Origin of the sequence: Rhodococcus sp. As11, from assembly GCF_048957735.1 — a bacterium.
Taxonomy (GTDB): domain Bacteria; phylum Actinomycetota; class Actinomycetes; order Mycobacteriales; family Mycobacteriaceae; genus Rhodococcus; species Rhodococcus gordoniae.
This window is the reverse complement of the sequence record NZ_JARDJE010000004.1, coordinates 58,265-72,638: the sequence shown is the minus strand read 5'-3', so window position 1 is coordinate 72,638 and position 14,374 is coordinate 58,265. Positions and strand designations below refer to the sequence as shown.

Genomic DNA, 14,374 nt, shown 5'->3' with positions numbered 1-14,374 from the left:
CGTGAGCCCACGCGATATATACGGCGGCGACATCTATGCCGGTCACGCCCGCACGAAGAAGAAGGCCGTTCCCGAACTCGCAGCGGATCGCGGTGTCGTCGTCGAGGACGCCGCATCCGGTTGGTGCGGTGCGATCGTGGGCATCGAGAAGACCTACGACGGCAATTTCGTGCGACTCGAGGACGCGCAGGGACGTACCCGGCTGTTCGCGATGCGGCCCGCGGCGTTCCTCGTCGACGGAACGCCCGTCACCCTCGTCCGGCCGAAGGCCCGTCCCGCGGCGCGGTCGACCCGGTCGGCCTCGGGATCGACCCGTGTCGACGGTGCGCGGGCACGCGTGGCGCGGGGCAGCCGGATCTGGGTGGAGGGCGTGCACGACGCCGCCCTCGTCGAACGGGTGTGGGGACACGATCTGCGGGTCGAGGGAGTGGTCGTCGAGCAGCTCGAGGGCCTCGACAATCTCGGTGCCCGCCTCGCCGAGTTCGAGCCCGGACCGGGCCGGCGTGTCGGTGTCCTCGCCGACCACCTGGTCACCGGGTCCAAGGAGGAGCGCCTCACCGCGAACCTCGGTCCGCACGTCATGGTCACCGGCCATCCCTACATCGACGTGTGGCAGGCGGTGCAGCCGAAGGCCGTGGGCATCGACGCCTGGCCCACCATCCCGCGCGGCGAGGATTGGAAGACCGGGGTGTGCCGTGAACTCGGCTGGGGCACACCGCAGGAGGGGTGGCGACGAGTGTACGGCGCCGTGAAATCGTTCCGGGACCTCGAATCGCATCTCATCGGCGCGGTGGAGCGTCTCGTGGACTTCGTCACCGAACCCGACGAGGGCTGAGGACCGGCGCACCTCGGACCGGTACACGAGCGGTTACGTGATGACTCGATGATGTAATCCGGACAGGACGGAAGTGGAAGAAATAAAGAATTCCACCCCCGGAATCGCTCGTGCGTCACGGAACATGGAGGAACGACGCGTGCGGCAGCTGTTCCACCAGGGCATCTGCCGGGATGTCCGATTTGTGGTTCGATGGTGACCGTGGCCGCATTGATTTGGTTGATCGCCGGAGCGGCGTTGGCGGCCGGCGAAGCGCTCACGGGCGATTTCGCGCTGCTGATGCTCGGCGCCGCTGCGCTCGTCACCGGAGGTGTCTCCGCGGCGACCGATCTTCCGGTCTGGATCGACGCGATGATCTTCGCGGTGACATCGGTGGTGCTGCTGCTCGGTGTCCGGCCGGTGCTGAGGCGGAGGTACTCCCTGCCGCCCGCTCTGCCGACCGGTATCGACGCTCTCCCCGGAAAGCATGCCCTCGTCCTGGAGCAGGTAGGGGAGCATTCCGGGCGCGTGAAGATCGACGGCGACGTGTGGACCGCCCGACCACTGGACGCCACCGAGGTGTACGAGCCGGGTACGACAGTGACAGTGATGCAGATAAACGGCGCGACTGCCGTCGTATGGAGGGGTGTCTGAGGATGGAAGCATTGATCGTGCTCGCCGTGGTGGTGGCACTGGTCGTGGTGGTCGTGGCGAAATCGGTCTCGCTGGTACCTCAAGCGGAGGCCGCGGTCATCGAACGTCTCGGCCGGTACTACAGGACGGCATCGGGTCAGCTCACCTTCCTGGTGCCCTTCGTCGATCGCATCCGGGCGAAGGTCGATCTGCGCGAACGTGTCGTCTCGTTCCCGCCGCAGCCGGTCATCACCCAGGACAACCTCACGCTGAGCATCGATACGGTCGTGTACTTCCAGGTCACGAACCCGCAGGCCGCCGTCTACGAGATCAGCAACTACATCGCCGCCGTCGAGCAGCTCACCGTCACCACCTTGCGCAACGTCGTCGGCGGAATGACCCTCGAAGAGACCCTCACCTCCCGCGATTCCATCAACGGCCAGCTGCGGGGTGTGCTCGACGAGGCCACCGGACGGTGGGGACTGAGGGTGGCCCGAGTCGAACTCAAGAGCATCGATCCGCCGCCGTCGATCCAGGAATCGATGGAGAAGCAGATGAAGGCCGATCGTGAGAAGCGTGCCATGATCCTCACGGCCGAGGGCAACCGCGAATCGGCGATCAAGACCGCCGAGGGCGACAAACAATCGCGCATCCTCTCCGCCGAAGGCGCCAAACAGGCCGCGATCCTCGAAGCCGAGGCCGATCGCCAATCGCGGATTCTGCGCGCCCAGGGTGATCGCGCGGCCCGCTATCTCGAGGCCCAGGGCGAGGCGAAGTCCATCGAGAAGGTGTTCGCAGCGATCAAGGCCGGCAAGCCCACTCCGGAACTGCTCGCCTACCAGTACCTGCAGACGCTGCCGCAGATGGCGCAGGGCGACGCCAACAAGATGTGGGTGGTGCCGAGCGACTTCGGTAAGGCGCTCGAAGGGTTCGCACGAACCCTCGGCGCGCCCGGTGAGGACGGTGTCTTCCGGTTCGAGCCGAGTCCCGTCGAAGAGGCGCTGCAGCGGCCCGAGGACGACAGTGCCGAGGTCGAGGACTGGTTCGCGACCAAGCGCGACCCGGAGGTGGCCCAGGCTGTCGCCGAAGCCGAGGCGGTCGCGCGCAAGCCGGTCGATCCTGCGGTCCGGACAGGTCTCGCAACAGAGGACGCGCAGGGCGCAGGCGGAGGCCGATCGGCTCTGCCCACCCCGCCACCGGCGCAACGCTGGATGGCGAACGACGCGGCCGAAGAGGCGGTCGAACCGCCGCGACAACAGCAGTAGCCCAATGGATCCGAGTGGGAGGGTGCGCCGAGTGGCGCACCCTCCCACTCGTTATCGGCGTCCGAGCATCGGTAGCGCCATGGCCACCAGGATCAGCCCGGCGCCTCCCGCGGCGAGCACCGTCACGGACTCTCCGAACGCCGCCATGCCGATCATCAGTGCGACCACGACTTCGAGGTAGGACAGTCCGGACAGCTCCGCAGCACGAAGATGCTTCCCCGCGACCACGAGCAGGCCGAGGGCGAACAGACCGCAGACGACGAAGAACCCGCCGGCCCACAACCACTGCGTCACGGTCATCCCCGACATGTCGGGTCGGGTCACCACGACCATCGCGCCCGTCGCGACGGCACCGAAGACGAAGTTCCACAGGGACCGGACGTCGGACGGCATGTCGGTGCGATAGCGGTAGCACAGCAGAGCCGCACCGTAGAAGAGACCCGAGGCCACGCCCAGCACTGTGCCCAGCGTGTCGTGCTCGCCGCCGGAACGATCACCGCCCACCAGACCGGCGGCAAGGAGCATCCCGGCGAACGCGGTCCCGATCGACAGCGCGTCGAGGCGACCGATCCCCTCCTTCAGGAACACCCGCGCGAGGATTGTCGCGACGAGGGGACCGAGATAGTGGAGCGCCACGGCCCGGGACAGGTCGGTCAACACCGTGGCGGACAGATAGGTCGCGAGGGACAGTCCGAGGAAGACGCCTCCTCCCACGACCGGCCAGGACAGACGGGTGCGGCGCACCTGCCCGAGTCGTCGGGACAACGCGATCAGGACGAGCATGCCGATTGCCCCGACCGCCATCCGTCCGAGCGTGAGTGCCTCGCCGAGAACCGCGCCGTCGGGGGTGGCCTTGCGGCCGAACAGGCCGGCGGCACCCATCGCCGTCGCGGACAACACGATCGCGGCGATTCCGAGCCGCCGGTTCGCACGCGGCGGCGACGTCGGAGTGGGGGAGGGAGGGAGAACAGGGCCACTCGGCTCGGACAGCGAATCGACAGCGCGCGGCGGCGCGGACAGCGAAGTACCGGCGCGCGGCGGCGCGCCCAGGGAAACGGTCACACGTCTTCCTCGGGTCCAGGGTGCTCGAAGAGAGCACCAGCGGGTGATGTCGTTCCCCGCTCTGTCATCGGACCTGAGAGCTTTCGCGGACGTGATCCGCTTACACCTTCGGTGAACCCGGAAGAGTTGCTTTCCAGAGGAGCCTCGCCGTGGCGGTCTGGGGGGCCTGAGAGATTCCCGGGGAGGTTGCTCCTTCGGCGCCCGCTGTGTGCGGGACTCTCCCGCCGCGGTTCGGTGGCTGTTCAGTTGTCCGTCGAGTATCTCATGGATCGGCAACGACCGATCCGCAGGGACGTCCGATGCGAGTACCCGCAGTACCGGCACTCGGTGGTTGGCTTGGTGGGCATGAGCACTCTGCCGAGATCGTGGATGCAGCTGCGGATCGCTGCGGGGGTGTACCGATTTCGGGAGAGTCTGTTCGCCCTGCCCGCCCTCATCGTCGTCGCCGGAGCCGTGCTCGCGGAGGTGAGCGGCTACATCGATCGGAGCGTCGCCCCCTTCCGCTGGGGCATGAAGATGAACAGCAATGCGGCGATCTGGTTGCTGAGCACCGTGGCGGGCGCCACGATCACCACCGCCGGTGTCGTCTTCTCGTTGACCGTGGTGAGCCTGCAGCTGGCCAGCAGTCAGTTCTCGCCGCGGGTGATGCGCTCCTTCATCCGGGATCGCGTCAGCCAGACGGTCATCGGAATGCTGGTCGCGACGTTCGTCTATTGCGTACTGACGCTGCGCCACATCGGCGCGGACGAGGCGGCGCCGGCCCCGACACTGTCGACCACTCTCGCGGTGGCCCTCGCAGTGTCGACCGTGGTGCTCATCATCGCCTATCTGAATCGGCTGGCTCACGGTCTGCAGGTCGGTGAGGTCGTGCGCAGCATCGCGTCGGAAGCCGAGAATGTCATCTCGCACACGGGTCGCAGTGCGAACCGCGAGCTCCACGCGGAGCGGGTGCCGGAATCGGATTTCTCGGAAGGCGCGACGGTGTACGCCCCGCGTGACGGCTGGGTGACCCAGGCGCCGGCCGAGCTCGTTCTCGCCGTGGTCCCACCGAGGGCCGTTGTACGAATGGAGACACGACCCGGCGCGTACATCCACCGAGGGGAACCTCTTCTCCGGATCCATCCGACGCCGGAGCGGGCTGTGACGCTACGGCGACTCGAGGCGGCCGTGGAGATTTCGAATGTACGTACCATGCAGCAGGACGTGGACTTCGCGCTGCGGCAACTCGTCGACATCGCGCTGCGCGCGCTGAGCCAGGCGATCAACGATCCGACGACCGCGACCGAAGTGGTGCTGCGGCTCGGAAGTCTCCTGCGCACATTACTGGTCACCGACAATCCGGCGCCGGCGATCGCGGGTGCGGAGGGTCGGATCCTGTTACGTCCGTGGATCCTGTCTCCCGAGGAGTACATCGAGCATGCCTTCGAGCAGATCCGACAAGCCGGTTCGGCGCAGTTGCACGTCTCCACAGCGCTCGCCCGGGTGCTGCGCATGCTCGTCGACTACGTCTCGGAGCAGGGACGCACCGAGTACGTGCCGGCATTGCAACACCAGTTGCGCATGCTCGTCGACGCGGTCGTCGCCCGGCCGGAATTCCATCCGGACGACCTGGAACGGTTCCGCGCCGTCGCAGAGGGAGCGACGGATCCCGCAGAACACCGACCGGTCTGACCGGACCGCCGTGTAGGACCGGTGGGCGGCGGCTATCCATCGGTCACAGGAACCGGCCGATCGGGAGGACGAAGACATGACGACCCACTTCTCCGTCGGTGACCACGTCCGATGGAATTCGGAAGCCGGATATGTCGAAGGTGTGATCATCGACAAGCACACGAAGGACGTGGAATTCAAAGGACGCATGCGGCGGTGCAGTGAAGACGAGCCGCAGTACGAGATCCGGAGCGACAAGACGGATCACGTCGCGATGCACAAGGGAAGTGCGCTGCAGAAGATCTGACGCGAAGAGTCGACGGTCAGGTGATCAGTGCCTGACCGACGCCGCACACCGCGACCGCCCACAGCACCGACGTGGACGTGCCGATGATGAACTGTTCCGAAGCGTTCGGCTCGCGCAGTTCGGGATAGCGGGCGAGGCCTTTGACGGCCATGACGACGGCGATCCCCTCCGGCCACCCGGCGAGGATCGAGGCGGTGACGGCCCCACGTTCGAGAACTCCGATGACGCGGCCGCCGCGCAGCGGACCCGGGGGAGGAGTGGGAGCGGGACCGGCGTCGGGTTGCCGGCGAGCGATCCGGAACGCGACGAGGACGGCGGGCCCACCTCCGGTGATCGCAGCCGTCGCCGTGAGAACGAGTGTTGCCGCGAGTGTGACGCCCTGAACCGGTGTGGTCGCGGTGGCGGCGAGTGCGGAACCGGCGAGACCCGCAATGCTCAGCGACGCGGTCGGCCACACCGGCAGGCTCGGCCGCAGGACGAGCGCGGGTGCGAGGGCGGCGACGGCCAGGCACATCAGTGAGAGGACGGTCAACGGTCGGCCCTTTCCAGGAGTCGGCGCACGAGTTCGCGCCCGGCCAGTTCGGCCTGCCATCCGGCGGTGGCGAGGCGCTGGGATACCGCTTGCTTGCTGATGCCGAGGTGTTCGGCTATCCGTGCCTGCGACAGGCCCTCTCGGGCCAGGACGATCGCCTGATGCCCCTGTTCGGACCGGCGCAGGACGACGGTGGCGAGCAGGGTGAGCGCGGCATCGACATCTGCGGTGGCCGCGGTGTCGTCGCCCTCGGCCGCGACCTGCCCGGGGGCGTTCTTGGCCCGTTCGACCGCGGTGCGGGCGTGTTCGAACGCGCGCCCGCGACCCGCTCGGGTCTGTTCGGGCAGGGGGGTCTCCACCGCGCCGATCCCCACCCCGATGCTCCAGTGTTCCCGGCGGAGCAGCTCGAGGACGAGATCGACGACGAGGGCGGGATCGTCGGCGACGGCCTGGACCTCGTCGCCTGCGGTGCGATCGAACCGGCGGATTAGCGGCAGGTCGTCGAGGGCCATGAGCAGGTCCTCGACCCGATCCACGTCTCGCCGGCTTCCGCGCTGATCGACGGTAAGCACGAACATAGGTCAATCGTGGAGCCTTGACTCCTGAAAATCAAGCCTCCATGCTTGACCTCGTGGTGGGTGCTGCCGTACCGGCGGCATCGAGTGCGGAGCCCGCAGGTGCGGGTAGGCGCGCTTCGAGGAGCAATCCCGCCACACCGAGCGCGATGCATACGCCCGTGATCACCATCAGCCGCGGATCGGTCTGCCCGGTGAGAGCGTCGCCGAGGAGCACGACCGCTACGGTGCCCGGCAGGATGCCCACGACCGTGGCGAGCGTGTAGGGCACGAGGCGGACCGCCGAGACGGCGCAACAACAGTTCACGACGAAGAACGGGGCGGCGGCGATCAGCCGTAGCGAGCCGACCGCAAGCCATCCGCGACGCGCGAGACGTAGATCGATCGCCCTCGCCGCCGAGTGCGTGAGCCGCGACTCTACGACCTTGCGTCCGACCGCGCGCACGAGCAGGAACGCCAGGACAGCGCTGACCGTGGAGGCGGCGACCGTTACGCCGATGCCGACGGCGCTGCCGAACAGCACGCCGGCGCTGAGCGTGAACACCGTGCGCGGCACCGGGGCGATCGTCACGAGCGCGTGGACAGCGAAGAATGTCAGGACCAGGGCGGGGCCGTGCACCGATTCGGACCACTGCCGGATCTGGGCGATCGACGGATGTGGCACCACGAGAGCTGCCACGACGAGTGCCGCCACCAGGGCGAGAATTCCGAGCACTCTGCGGTCTGCGGCAAGCCTCGTCACGGATGCCCACACTACCGGGCGACGCGTCCGCTTCCCCCGGAGCAGAGCCGGGAAGTGCGCACGATACCGTTTCATTCGAGGACGTCATTATCGAGCGCTAGGAAAACTGTGGTGATCCCCACAACGACCGCACGGTGTGTAGGGATAGCATCACACCGACGGCAACCTACCCTTTTCGAGGTTGCCCACCTCCGGCCGACAACGCCGTCCGTACAAAGCCTGCAAACCCGCAGTAGGAGGAATCGCCCGTGTCATTAGCTGCAGAAGCCGAGGATGCCGCGCGCGCATATGCGCAGTGGCAGGACGCGGTGGCGGGGGTGTTGGCCAAGTCCCGACGCGTCGACCCGGCCGAACTCGGACCCGAGCCGCAGCGTCTGCTCGCGACCACGACCTACGACGACATCACCGTCGCGCCGCTGTACGGCGTCCGCGACGAACGCGACGAAGCACCCCTGCCCGGCGAGTTCCCATTCGTCCGTGGCGGCTCGTCCACCCGCGACGTCAACAGCGGATGGCTTGTCGATGTCCGGTTCACCGGCACCGATGCGGCCTCGGTCAACGAGCGCATCCTCGACGCCCTGAACAACGGTGTCAGCTCGGTGTGGCTCGGTCTCGGCGCCGGCGCCGTCCCCGTCGACGCACTCGACACCGCACTGAACGGTGTACTTCTCGATCTCGCGCCGATCCGTCTCGATGCGGGCGCCGATGCGGTCGCGGCGAGCACGGCCGTCTACGGCGTGCTCGACAACCGCACCGACATCGAGGATCGTGCCGCCGTGCGCGTCTCCCTCGGTGCGGCGCCGCTCACCAGCGTGTTCTCCGAGCGTCCCGATGTCACCCTGGCCGAGGCCGTCGAGCTGGCCCGGGCCGCCGCCGACCGCACCGAAGCGGTGCGTGCCCTCACCGTGGACGGCACCGCCTTCCACAACGCCGGTTCGTCCGACGCCGAGGAACTCGGTGCCGCGATCGCCGCCGGCCTCGATTACGTGCGAGCACTCGTCGACGCCGGGGTTCCCGTCGCGGCCGCGCTCGGTCAGCTCGAGTTCCGTCTCGCCGCGACCGACGACCAGTTCCAGACCATCGCCAAGTTCCGCGCGGGTCGTCAGGTGTGGGCGCGCGTCGCCCAGGTCGCCGGTGCCCCCGAGGCCGGCAACGCCCCGCAGCACGCCGTGACCTCCGCGGCGATGATGGCCCAGCGCGATCCGTGGGTGAACATGCTGCGCACCACCCTCGCCGCCTTCGGCGCGGGTGTCGGTGGCGCCGACGCCGTCACGGTCCTGCCGTTCGACTCCGCACTGCCGGCCGGTGTGCTCGAGGTGTCCGAGGCGTTCTCCGCCCGGATCGCCCGCAACACCCAGCTGCTGCTGCTCGAGGAGTCCAACCTCGGTCGCGTTCTCGATCCCGCCGCCGGTTCCTGGTACGTCGAGGAACTGACCGCGCAGATCGCGGAGAAGGCATGGGGCTTCTTCCAGGAGATCGAGGCGGCCGGTGGATACCGCGCCGCTCTCGATGCCGGCCTGATCGCCGAGCGTATCGCGCAGACGCGTGCCCGCCGCGAGTCCGACATCGCGCACCGCACGTTCTCGGTGACCGGTGTCAACGAGTTCCCGAACCTGGCCGAGAAGCCGCTGCCGGTCGGTGTCGCCGAGGCCGGCGCGTCCGCTGCGCGTTACGCCGCGCCGTTCGAGGCGCTGCGCGACCGCTCCGACACCTACCTGGCTTCGCACGGGGTCCGGCCGCGGGTGCTGCTCGCCCCGCTCGGACCGATCGCCGAACACAACGTGCGCGCGACCTTCGCGGCGAACCTGCTCGCCGCCGGTGGCGTCGAAGCGGTCAATCCCGGTCCACTGGATCTCGATGCCGATCTGTCGTCGCTGGTGAGCGATGCCGGAACGTCCGTCGCCGTGCTGTGCGGCACCGACGCCCGCTACGGCGAGCAGGCCGGCACGGCCACCGCCGCGCTGCGTGCGGCGGGTATCACGACCGTGCTGTTGGCCGGACCGGAGAAGGCCGTGGGGGATGCACAGGGCGACGATCGTCCGGACGGCTTCCTCACCGCGCGCATCGACGCGGTCGCCGCCCTCACCGACCTGCTGAACACTCTGGGAGCGTAAGTGAGCATCGAACACGAAATCGGCAGCTTCGCCGACGTCCCGTTGACGGACCCGGCCGCGCCGGCGCCCGCCGCTCCCACCGCGGAGCAGGCCGCCGCGCTCGTCGAGTCCGTCGCCGAGGCGAACAACTACAGCACCGAGGACGTCGTGTGGTCGACGCCCGAGGGCATCGACGTCAAGCCGGTCTACACCAAGGCCGACCGTGACGCAGTCGTCGCCGAGGGGTACCCGCTCGGCAGCTACCCGGGTCTGGCGCCGTTCGTGCGTGGGCCGTACCCGACGATGTATGTGAACCAGCCGTGGACCATCCGTCAGTACGCCGGCTTCTCCACCGCCGCCGAGTCCAACGCCTTCTACCGGCGCAACCTCGCCGCCGGTCAGAAGGGTCTGTCGGTGGCCTTCGACCTGGCCACGCACCGCGGCTACGACTCCGATCACCCGCGTGTGCAGGGTGACGTCGGTATGGCCGGTGTCGCGATCGACTCGATCCTCGACATGCGTCAGCTGTTCGACGGCATCGATCTGTCGCAGGTGTCGGTGTCGATGACCATGAACGGCGCGGTGCTGCCGATCCTGGCGCTGTACGTCGTGGCGGCCGAGGAACAGGGCGTCAAGCCCGAGCAGTTGGCCGGAACCATTCAGAACGACATTCTGAAGGAGTTCATGGTCCGCAACACGTACATCTATCCGCCGAAGCCGTCGATGCGGATCATCTCCGACATCTTCGCGTACACATCGACGAAGATGCCGCGCTTCAACTCGATCTCGATCTCCGGCTACCACATCCAGGAAGCCGGGGCGACGGCCGACCTCGAGCTCGCCTACACCCTCGCGGACGGCATGGAGTACATCCGCGCCGGACTCGACGCGGGTATGGATGTCGACAAGTTCGCGCCGCGCCTGTCGTTCTTCTGGGCGATCGGCATGAACTTCTTCATGGAGGTCGCGAAGCTGCGTGCGGGCCGGCTGCTGTGGAGCGAGCTCGTCGAGAAGTTCGGTGCGAAGAACCCGAAGTCGAAGTCGCTGCGTACCCACTCGCAGACCTCCGGCTGGTCGCTCACCGCGCAGGACGTCTTCAACAACGTCGCGCGTACCTGCGTCGAGGCGATGGCTGCGACCCAGGGCCACACCCAGTCGCTGCATACCAATGCCCTCGACGAGGCGCTGGCACTGCCCACCGACTTCTCGGCACGGATCGCCCGTAACACCCAGCTGCTGCTGCAGCAGGAGTCGGGCACCACGCGGCCGATCGATCCGTGGGGTGGCTCGCACTACGTCGAATGGCTCACCCACGAACTCGCCAACAAGGCGCGTGCTCATATCGCCGAGGTCGAGGCCGCCGGCGGTATGGCACAGGCGATTTCGGAGGGTATCCCGAAGCTGCGCATCGAGGAGGCAGCCGCCCGCACCCAGGCGCGCATCGACTCGGGTCGCCAGCCGGTGATCGGCGTCAACAAGTACCAGGTGACCGAAGATCACGAGATCGAGGTCCTCAAGGTCGAGAACTCGCGTGTACGGGCGGAGCAGCTCGCCAAGCTCGAGCAGCTGCGCGCCGATCGCGACGAGGAAGCCACCCGCGCCGCACTCGAGGCGCTCACCCGCGCCGCCGGTGCGCACAGCCAGGGTCTCGAGAACAACCTGCTCGCGCTGGCCATCGACGCGGCGCGCGCGAAGGCCACGGTCGGTGAGATCTCCGATGCCCTGGAGAAGGTCTTCGGCCGCCACCAGGCCGAGATCCGTACGATCAGCGGCGTGTACCGCGACGAGGCCGGCAAGGCCACCAACATCACCGCCGCGACCGAGCTGGTCGAGAAGTTCGCCGAGGAGGAGGGCCGCCGCCCGCGCATCCTCGTCGCGAAGATGGGCCAGGACGGTCACGACCGCGGCCAGAAGGTGATCGCCACGGCCTTCGCCGACCTCGGATTCGACGTCGACGTGGGACCGCTGTTCCAGACCCCCGAAGAGGTCGCCCAGCAGGCGGCCGACAACGACGTGCACGTCATCGGCGTGTCGTCGTTGGCCGCGGGTCACCTCACGCTGGTCCCTGCTCTCAAGCAGGCACTGGCCGAGGTGGGCCGCGAGGACATCATGGTCGTCGTCGGTGGTGTCATCCCGCCGGGTGACTTCGACGAGCTCTACGCGGCGGGTGCGGCGGCGATCTTCCCGCCCGGCACGGTGATCGCCGATGCGGCGAGCGGTCTGCTGACCAAGCTCGCCGCGCAGCTCGGCCACCACCTCGGAGGCTGACGTCGGCATGAGCGACACCTCGGTCGGCGCCGCGCAGACCCGCCGACGTCAGGTCGACGTCGACGCCCTGGCAGGGGCCGTGCTCGCCAACGAGCGGGCCGGCCTCGCCCGGGCGATCACGTTGATCGAATCGAACCGCGACGACCATCGGGAGCAGGCGCAGCAGCTGCTGTTGCGCCTGCTCCCGCAGGCGGGCAACGCAATTCGTGTCGGGATCACGGGTGTGCCCGGGGTCGGCAAGTCGACCTTCATCGACGCGCTGGGCATGTATCTGCTCGAGCAGGGGCATCGCGTCGCGGTGCTGGCCGTCGACCCGTCGTCGACTCGCACGGGCGGATCGATTCTCGGCGACAAGACGCGAATGGCGCGTCTCGCGGTGCAGCGGGACGCCTACATCCGGCCGTCGCCGTCGGCCGGCACCCTCGGTGGGGTCGCGAAGGCCACCCGCGAGACGATGGTGCTGCTCGAGGCCGCCGGATTCGATGTGATCCTCGTCGAGACCGTCGGTGTAGGGCAATCCGAGGTCACCGTGGCGAACATGGTCGACACGTTCTGCTTCCTGACCTTGGCCCGTACCGGCGACCAGCTGCAGGGCATCAAGAAGGGCGTGCTCGAACTCGCCGATCTCGTCGCCGTCAACAAGGCCGACGGAGAGTTCGAACGCGACGCGCGGGTCGCCGCCCGCGAACTCGCCGGCGCGATGCGGATGGTGCATCCGCACGACGCGATCTGGAAGCCGCCGGTGATCACCATGAGCGGCATGACCGGCAACGGTCTGGACACCTTCTGGAACACGGTGCTCGACCACAAGAAGGTGCTCACCGAGGCGGGCATGTTCGACGAGAACCGTCGTCGGCAGCAGGTGGACTGGACGTGGACGATGGTGCACGACCAGCTGTTGCGTCGCCTCGAGACGTCGCCGCGCGTGCGGGCGATCCGCAAGGATGTCGAGTCCGGGGTGCGCGACGGATCGCTCACCGCCGCACTCGCCGCCCGGCGGTTGCTCGATGCGTTCGACGGGGTGGACGACCCCGGAACTTCGGGCGAGGGCTCCTGACCGCATGAGCCGCCGCGTGATCGCGTCGCCGTCCTCGGTGCGTTCGCGATCGTCGCGGCGACTCATCTCGTCTCCCGGCTCACGTACATCGCGGTCCAGGTCCTGATCGTGCGCGGTGTGCTCATTGCGCACGATCGGCGCGGACGGGCCTACAGGTCGAGCAGTTCCTTGGCGACGGTCACGGATGTCGGGGCGTCGAGCGATGGATGGTCGCCCCACTGACCGCCCGTGATCGACACCTCCACCTCGGGGAGCTGGATCTGCGTGACCGAGACGGCGGCGACGGAGACGGCCTGTCCCATGGTGTAGGCGATGCCCCCGGCGGCCTCGATGTCGGCGTCGGCAATCAGTTCGAGACCGCCGGTTTCGAGGTCGCTCGCCGACGGGACGGTGCCCGAGCCCGGAGCCAGGACGATCTCCACCGACCGGATCTCGTCGAGGCTCGTCGCGCTGTCCGGGGTCTCCCACGAGCAGTAGACGCTGTACTCGTCCACACCGCTCGACGAACGCAGGGTCAGACCTTCGATGTACGTGGCCACGGCGGGTGCGACATCGTCGCACGAACCGAAGCGGGCGAGGATGTCGCTGCCGAGTCCGGTCGGTTCGCCGACGGTGTCGGCGTCGAAGGGCGCGGTGTCGGTGGTTGCAGTATCCGAGGCTGTGGTGTCCGATGCGGTGTCGGACGAGGCGTCGTCGCCGGAGGAGCAGGCGCCGAGGAGCAGGGCGCCGGCGAGGGTCGCGGATGCGACCGCGTAACGGGTGGGATTCACACGGCGCATCGTAGCGTTCGTACGAGTTGTATGTGATCTTGGTTCCACAGGGGCGATCGACGGCCGCGACACCGGGTGCTACAGCCCGAGAAGCTGTTTGGCGAACGCCACGCCGCCCGCCGGATCGAGGACCGACGCGGCGTCGCGGCCGCCGACGGTGATCGACACCGACGCCTGCGGAAGTTCGACGCCGGTCGCGGTGAAGGCGGTGCCGGCCAGGTTGATCGGCATGCTGTGCGCGAATCCCCCGGCCGCCTCGATGGCAGTGTCGGGAAGCACCACGAGGCCGGTCTTCGCGGCGGTGGCGGGGGTGACGGTCTCGGGTTCGACGACGACCGCGACGGAACGGAGCCCGGAGGGCGGTTCACCGGCTTCGGCCTCCCATACACAGTTCACCCGTCGGGTGCTCACGATGCCGCCGGGGGCGGGGGTCAGCCCGTCGATGTAGCGCTCGAGGGGTGCGCCGATGGCCTCGCAACTCGGGTAGTTCTGTGTGATCTTCACCAGATACGGCGATTCGGCGGTGGCGGACGTCGGAGAACCGATATCGGCTGCATTGCGGATGTCGACCGTGGAATCCTCGGAGGAGCAGGCCGTCAGAGCCAC

Annotated in this window: 14 protein-coding genes and 1 riboswitch; of the genes, 8 read left to right on the top strand and 6 right to left on the bottom strand. The window is 68.1% G+C overall.

Annotation, left to right across the window (positions count from 1 at the left end):
* Position 1: 1 nt before the first annotated feature.
* The 3 genes from PV766_RS06465 to PV766_RS06455 all read left to right on the top strand — a co-directional run bounded on the left by PV766_RS06465 (position 2) and on the right by PV766_RS06455 (position 2,712).
* Positions 2–835, top strand: coding sequence for a DUF3097 domain-containing protein (locus PV766_RS06465; protein WP_421096699.1), 834 nt, complete (start codon positions 2–4; stop codon positions 833–835).
* A 192-nt stretch (positions 836–1,027) separates the two neighbouring features.
* The gene (locus PV766_RS06460; RefSeq protein WP_421096698.1) at positions 1,028–1,468 is read left to right on the top strand and encodes an NfeD family protein; all 441 of its coding nucleotides are present in this window, start codon (positions 1,028–1,030) and stop codon (positions 1,466–1,468) included.
* 2 nt (positions 1,469–1,470) lie between these two features.
* Complete coding sequence (locus PV766_RS06455; protein WP_421096697.1) at positions 1,471–2,712, top strand: SPFH domain-containing protein; 1,242 nt, start codon at positions 1,471–1,473, stop codon at positions 2,710–2,712.
* Positions 2,713–2,763: 51 nt separating this feature from the next.
* Here the strand turns inward: PV766_RS06455 and PV766_RS06450 are convergent, their stop codons facing one another.
* Positions 2,764–3,774, bottom strand: coding sequence for a DMT family transporter (locus tag PV766_RS06450; protein WP_421096696.1), 1,011 nt, complete (start codon positions 3,772–3,774; stop codon positions 2,764–2,766).
* A 143-nt stretch (positions 3,775–3,917) separates the two neighbouring features.
* Positions 3,918–4,008, bottom strand: a riboswitch (glycine riboswitch).
* 111 nt (positions 4,009–4,119) lie between these two features.
* On the opposite strand from PV766_RS06450, the gene PV766_RS06445 reads away from it, so the two are divergent.
* Together PV766_RS06445 and PV766_RS06440 are read left to right on the top strand one after the other, a co-directional pair.
* Positions 4,120–5,445, top strand: coding sequence for a DUF2254 domain-containing protein (locus PV766_RS06445; RefSeq protein ID WP_421096695.1), 1,326 nt, complete (start codon positions 4,120–4,122; stop codon positions 5,443–5,445).
* 76 nt (positions 5,446–5,521) lie between these two features.
* Entirely contained in the window at positions 5,522–5,731 is a 210-nt protein-coding gene (locus tag PV766_RS06440) for a DUF2945 domain-containing protein (RefSeq protein WP_064064872.1), read from the top strand.
* Between the two features lie 16 nt (positions 5,732–5,747).
* Here PV766_RS06440 and PV766_RS06435 read toward each other — a convergent pair whose 3' ends face one another.
* Genes PV766_RS06435 through PV766_RS06425 form a run of 3 tightly spaced genes read right to left on the bottom strand, consistent with a single transcriptional unit; the run spans position 5,748 to position 7,553 of the window.
* Positions 5,748–6,263 (bottom strand): hypothetical protein, encoded by a 516-nt coding sequence (locus PV766_RS06435; protein WP_064064871.1) that lies wholly within the window; start codon positions 6,261–6,263, stop codon positions 5,748–5,750.
* A complete protein-coding gene (locus tag PV766_RS06430; protein ID WP_421096694.1) occupies positions 6,260–6,841 on the bottom strand; it encodes a hypothetical protein in 582 nt (193 codons plus the stop codon). Before PV766_RS06430 ends, PV766_RS06435 begins: the two co-directional genes overlap by 4 nt.
* A 31-nt stretch (positions 6,842–6,872) precedes the next feature.
* Entirely contained in the window at positions 6,873–7,553 is a 681-nt protein-coding gene (locus PV766_RS06425; RefSeq protein ID WP_064064869.1) for a TVP38/TMEM64 family protein, read from the bottom strand.
* 275 nt (positions 7,554–7,828) lie between these two features.
* On the opposite strand from PV766_RS06425, the gene PV766_RS06420 reads away from it, so the two are divergent.
* The 3 genes from PV766_RS06420 to meaB are packed head-to-tail and all read left to right on the top strand — an operon-like array spanning position 7,829 to position 12,998.
* A complete protein-coding gene (locus tag PV766_RS06420) occupies positions 7,829–9,694 on the top strand; it encodes a methylmalonyl-CoA mutase family protein (RefSeq protein ID WP_421096693.1) in 1,866 nt (621 codons plus the stop codon).
* Positions 9,695–11,941: a methylmalonyl-CoA mutase gene (gene scpA, locus PV766_RS06415; protein ID WP_421096692.1), complete on the top strand. Its 2,247-nt coding sequence runs from the start codon at positions 9,695–9,697 to the stop codon at positions 11,939–11,941.
* A gap of 7 nt (positions 11,942–11,948) precedes the next feature.
* Entirely contained in the window at positions 11,949–12,998 is a 1,050-nt protein-coding gene (gene meaB, locus PV766_RS06410) for a methylmalonyl Co-A mutase-associated GTPase MeaB (protein ID WP_016934943.1), read from the top strand.
* A gap of 149 nt (positions 12,999–13,147) precedes the next feature.
* On the opposite strand, the gene PV766_RS06405 is transcribed toward meaB, so the two are convergent.
* Both PV766_RS06405 and PV766_RS06400 read right to left on the bottom strand, forming a co-directional pair.
* Positions 13,148–13,777 carry a hypothetical protein gene (locus PV766_RS06405; RefSeq protein ID WP_421096691.1) on the bottom strand — a complete coding sequence of 210 codons (630 nt, stop codon included), beginning with the start codon at positions 13,775–13,777 and terminating at the stop codon, positions 13,148–13,150.
* Positions 13,778–13,846: 69 nt separating this feature from the next.
* Positions 13,847–14,374, bottom strand: a complete 528-nt coding sequence (locus PV766_RS06400; RefSeq protein WP_421096690.1) for a hypothetical protein — start codon at positions 14,372–14,374, stop codon at positions 13,847–13,849.

Bases quoted from the DNA above. Each gene is read 5' to 3' on its own strand.
- PV766_RS06460 (WP_421096698.1), top strand. From the start codon at position 1,028: ATGGTGACCGTGGCCGCATTGATTTGGTTGATCGCCGGAGCGGCGTTG.
- PV766_RS06455 (WP_421096697.1), top strand. From the start codon at position 1,471: ATGGAAGCATTGATCGTGCTCGCCGTGGTGGTGGCACTGGTCGTGGTG.
- PV766_RS06445 (WP_421096695.1), top strand. From the start codon at position 4,120: ATGAGCACTCTGCCGAGATCGTGGATGCAGCTGCGGATCGCTGCGGGG.
- PV766_RS06440 (WP_064064872.1), top strand. From the start codon at position 5,522: ATGACGACCCACTTCTCCGTCGGTGACCACGTCCGATGGAATTCGGAA.
- PV766_RS06430 (WP_421096694.1), bottom strand. From the start codon at position 6,841: ATGTTCGTGCTTACCGTCGATCAGCGCGGAAGCCGGCGAGACGTGGAT.
- meaB (WP_016934943.1), top strand. From the start codon at position 11,949: ATGAGCGACACCTCGGTCGGCGCCGCGCAGACCCGCCGACGTCAGGTC.
- PV766_RS06405 (WP_421096691.1), bottom strand. From the start codon at position 13,777: ATGCGCCGTGTGAATCCCACCCGTTACGCGGTCGCATCCGCGACCCTC.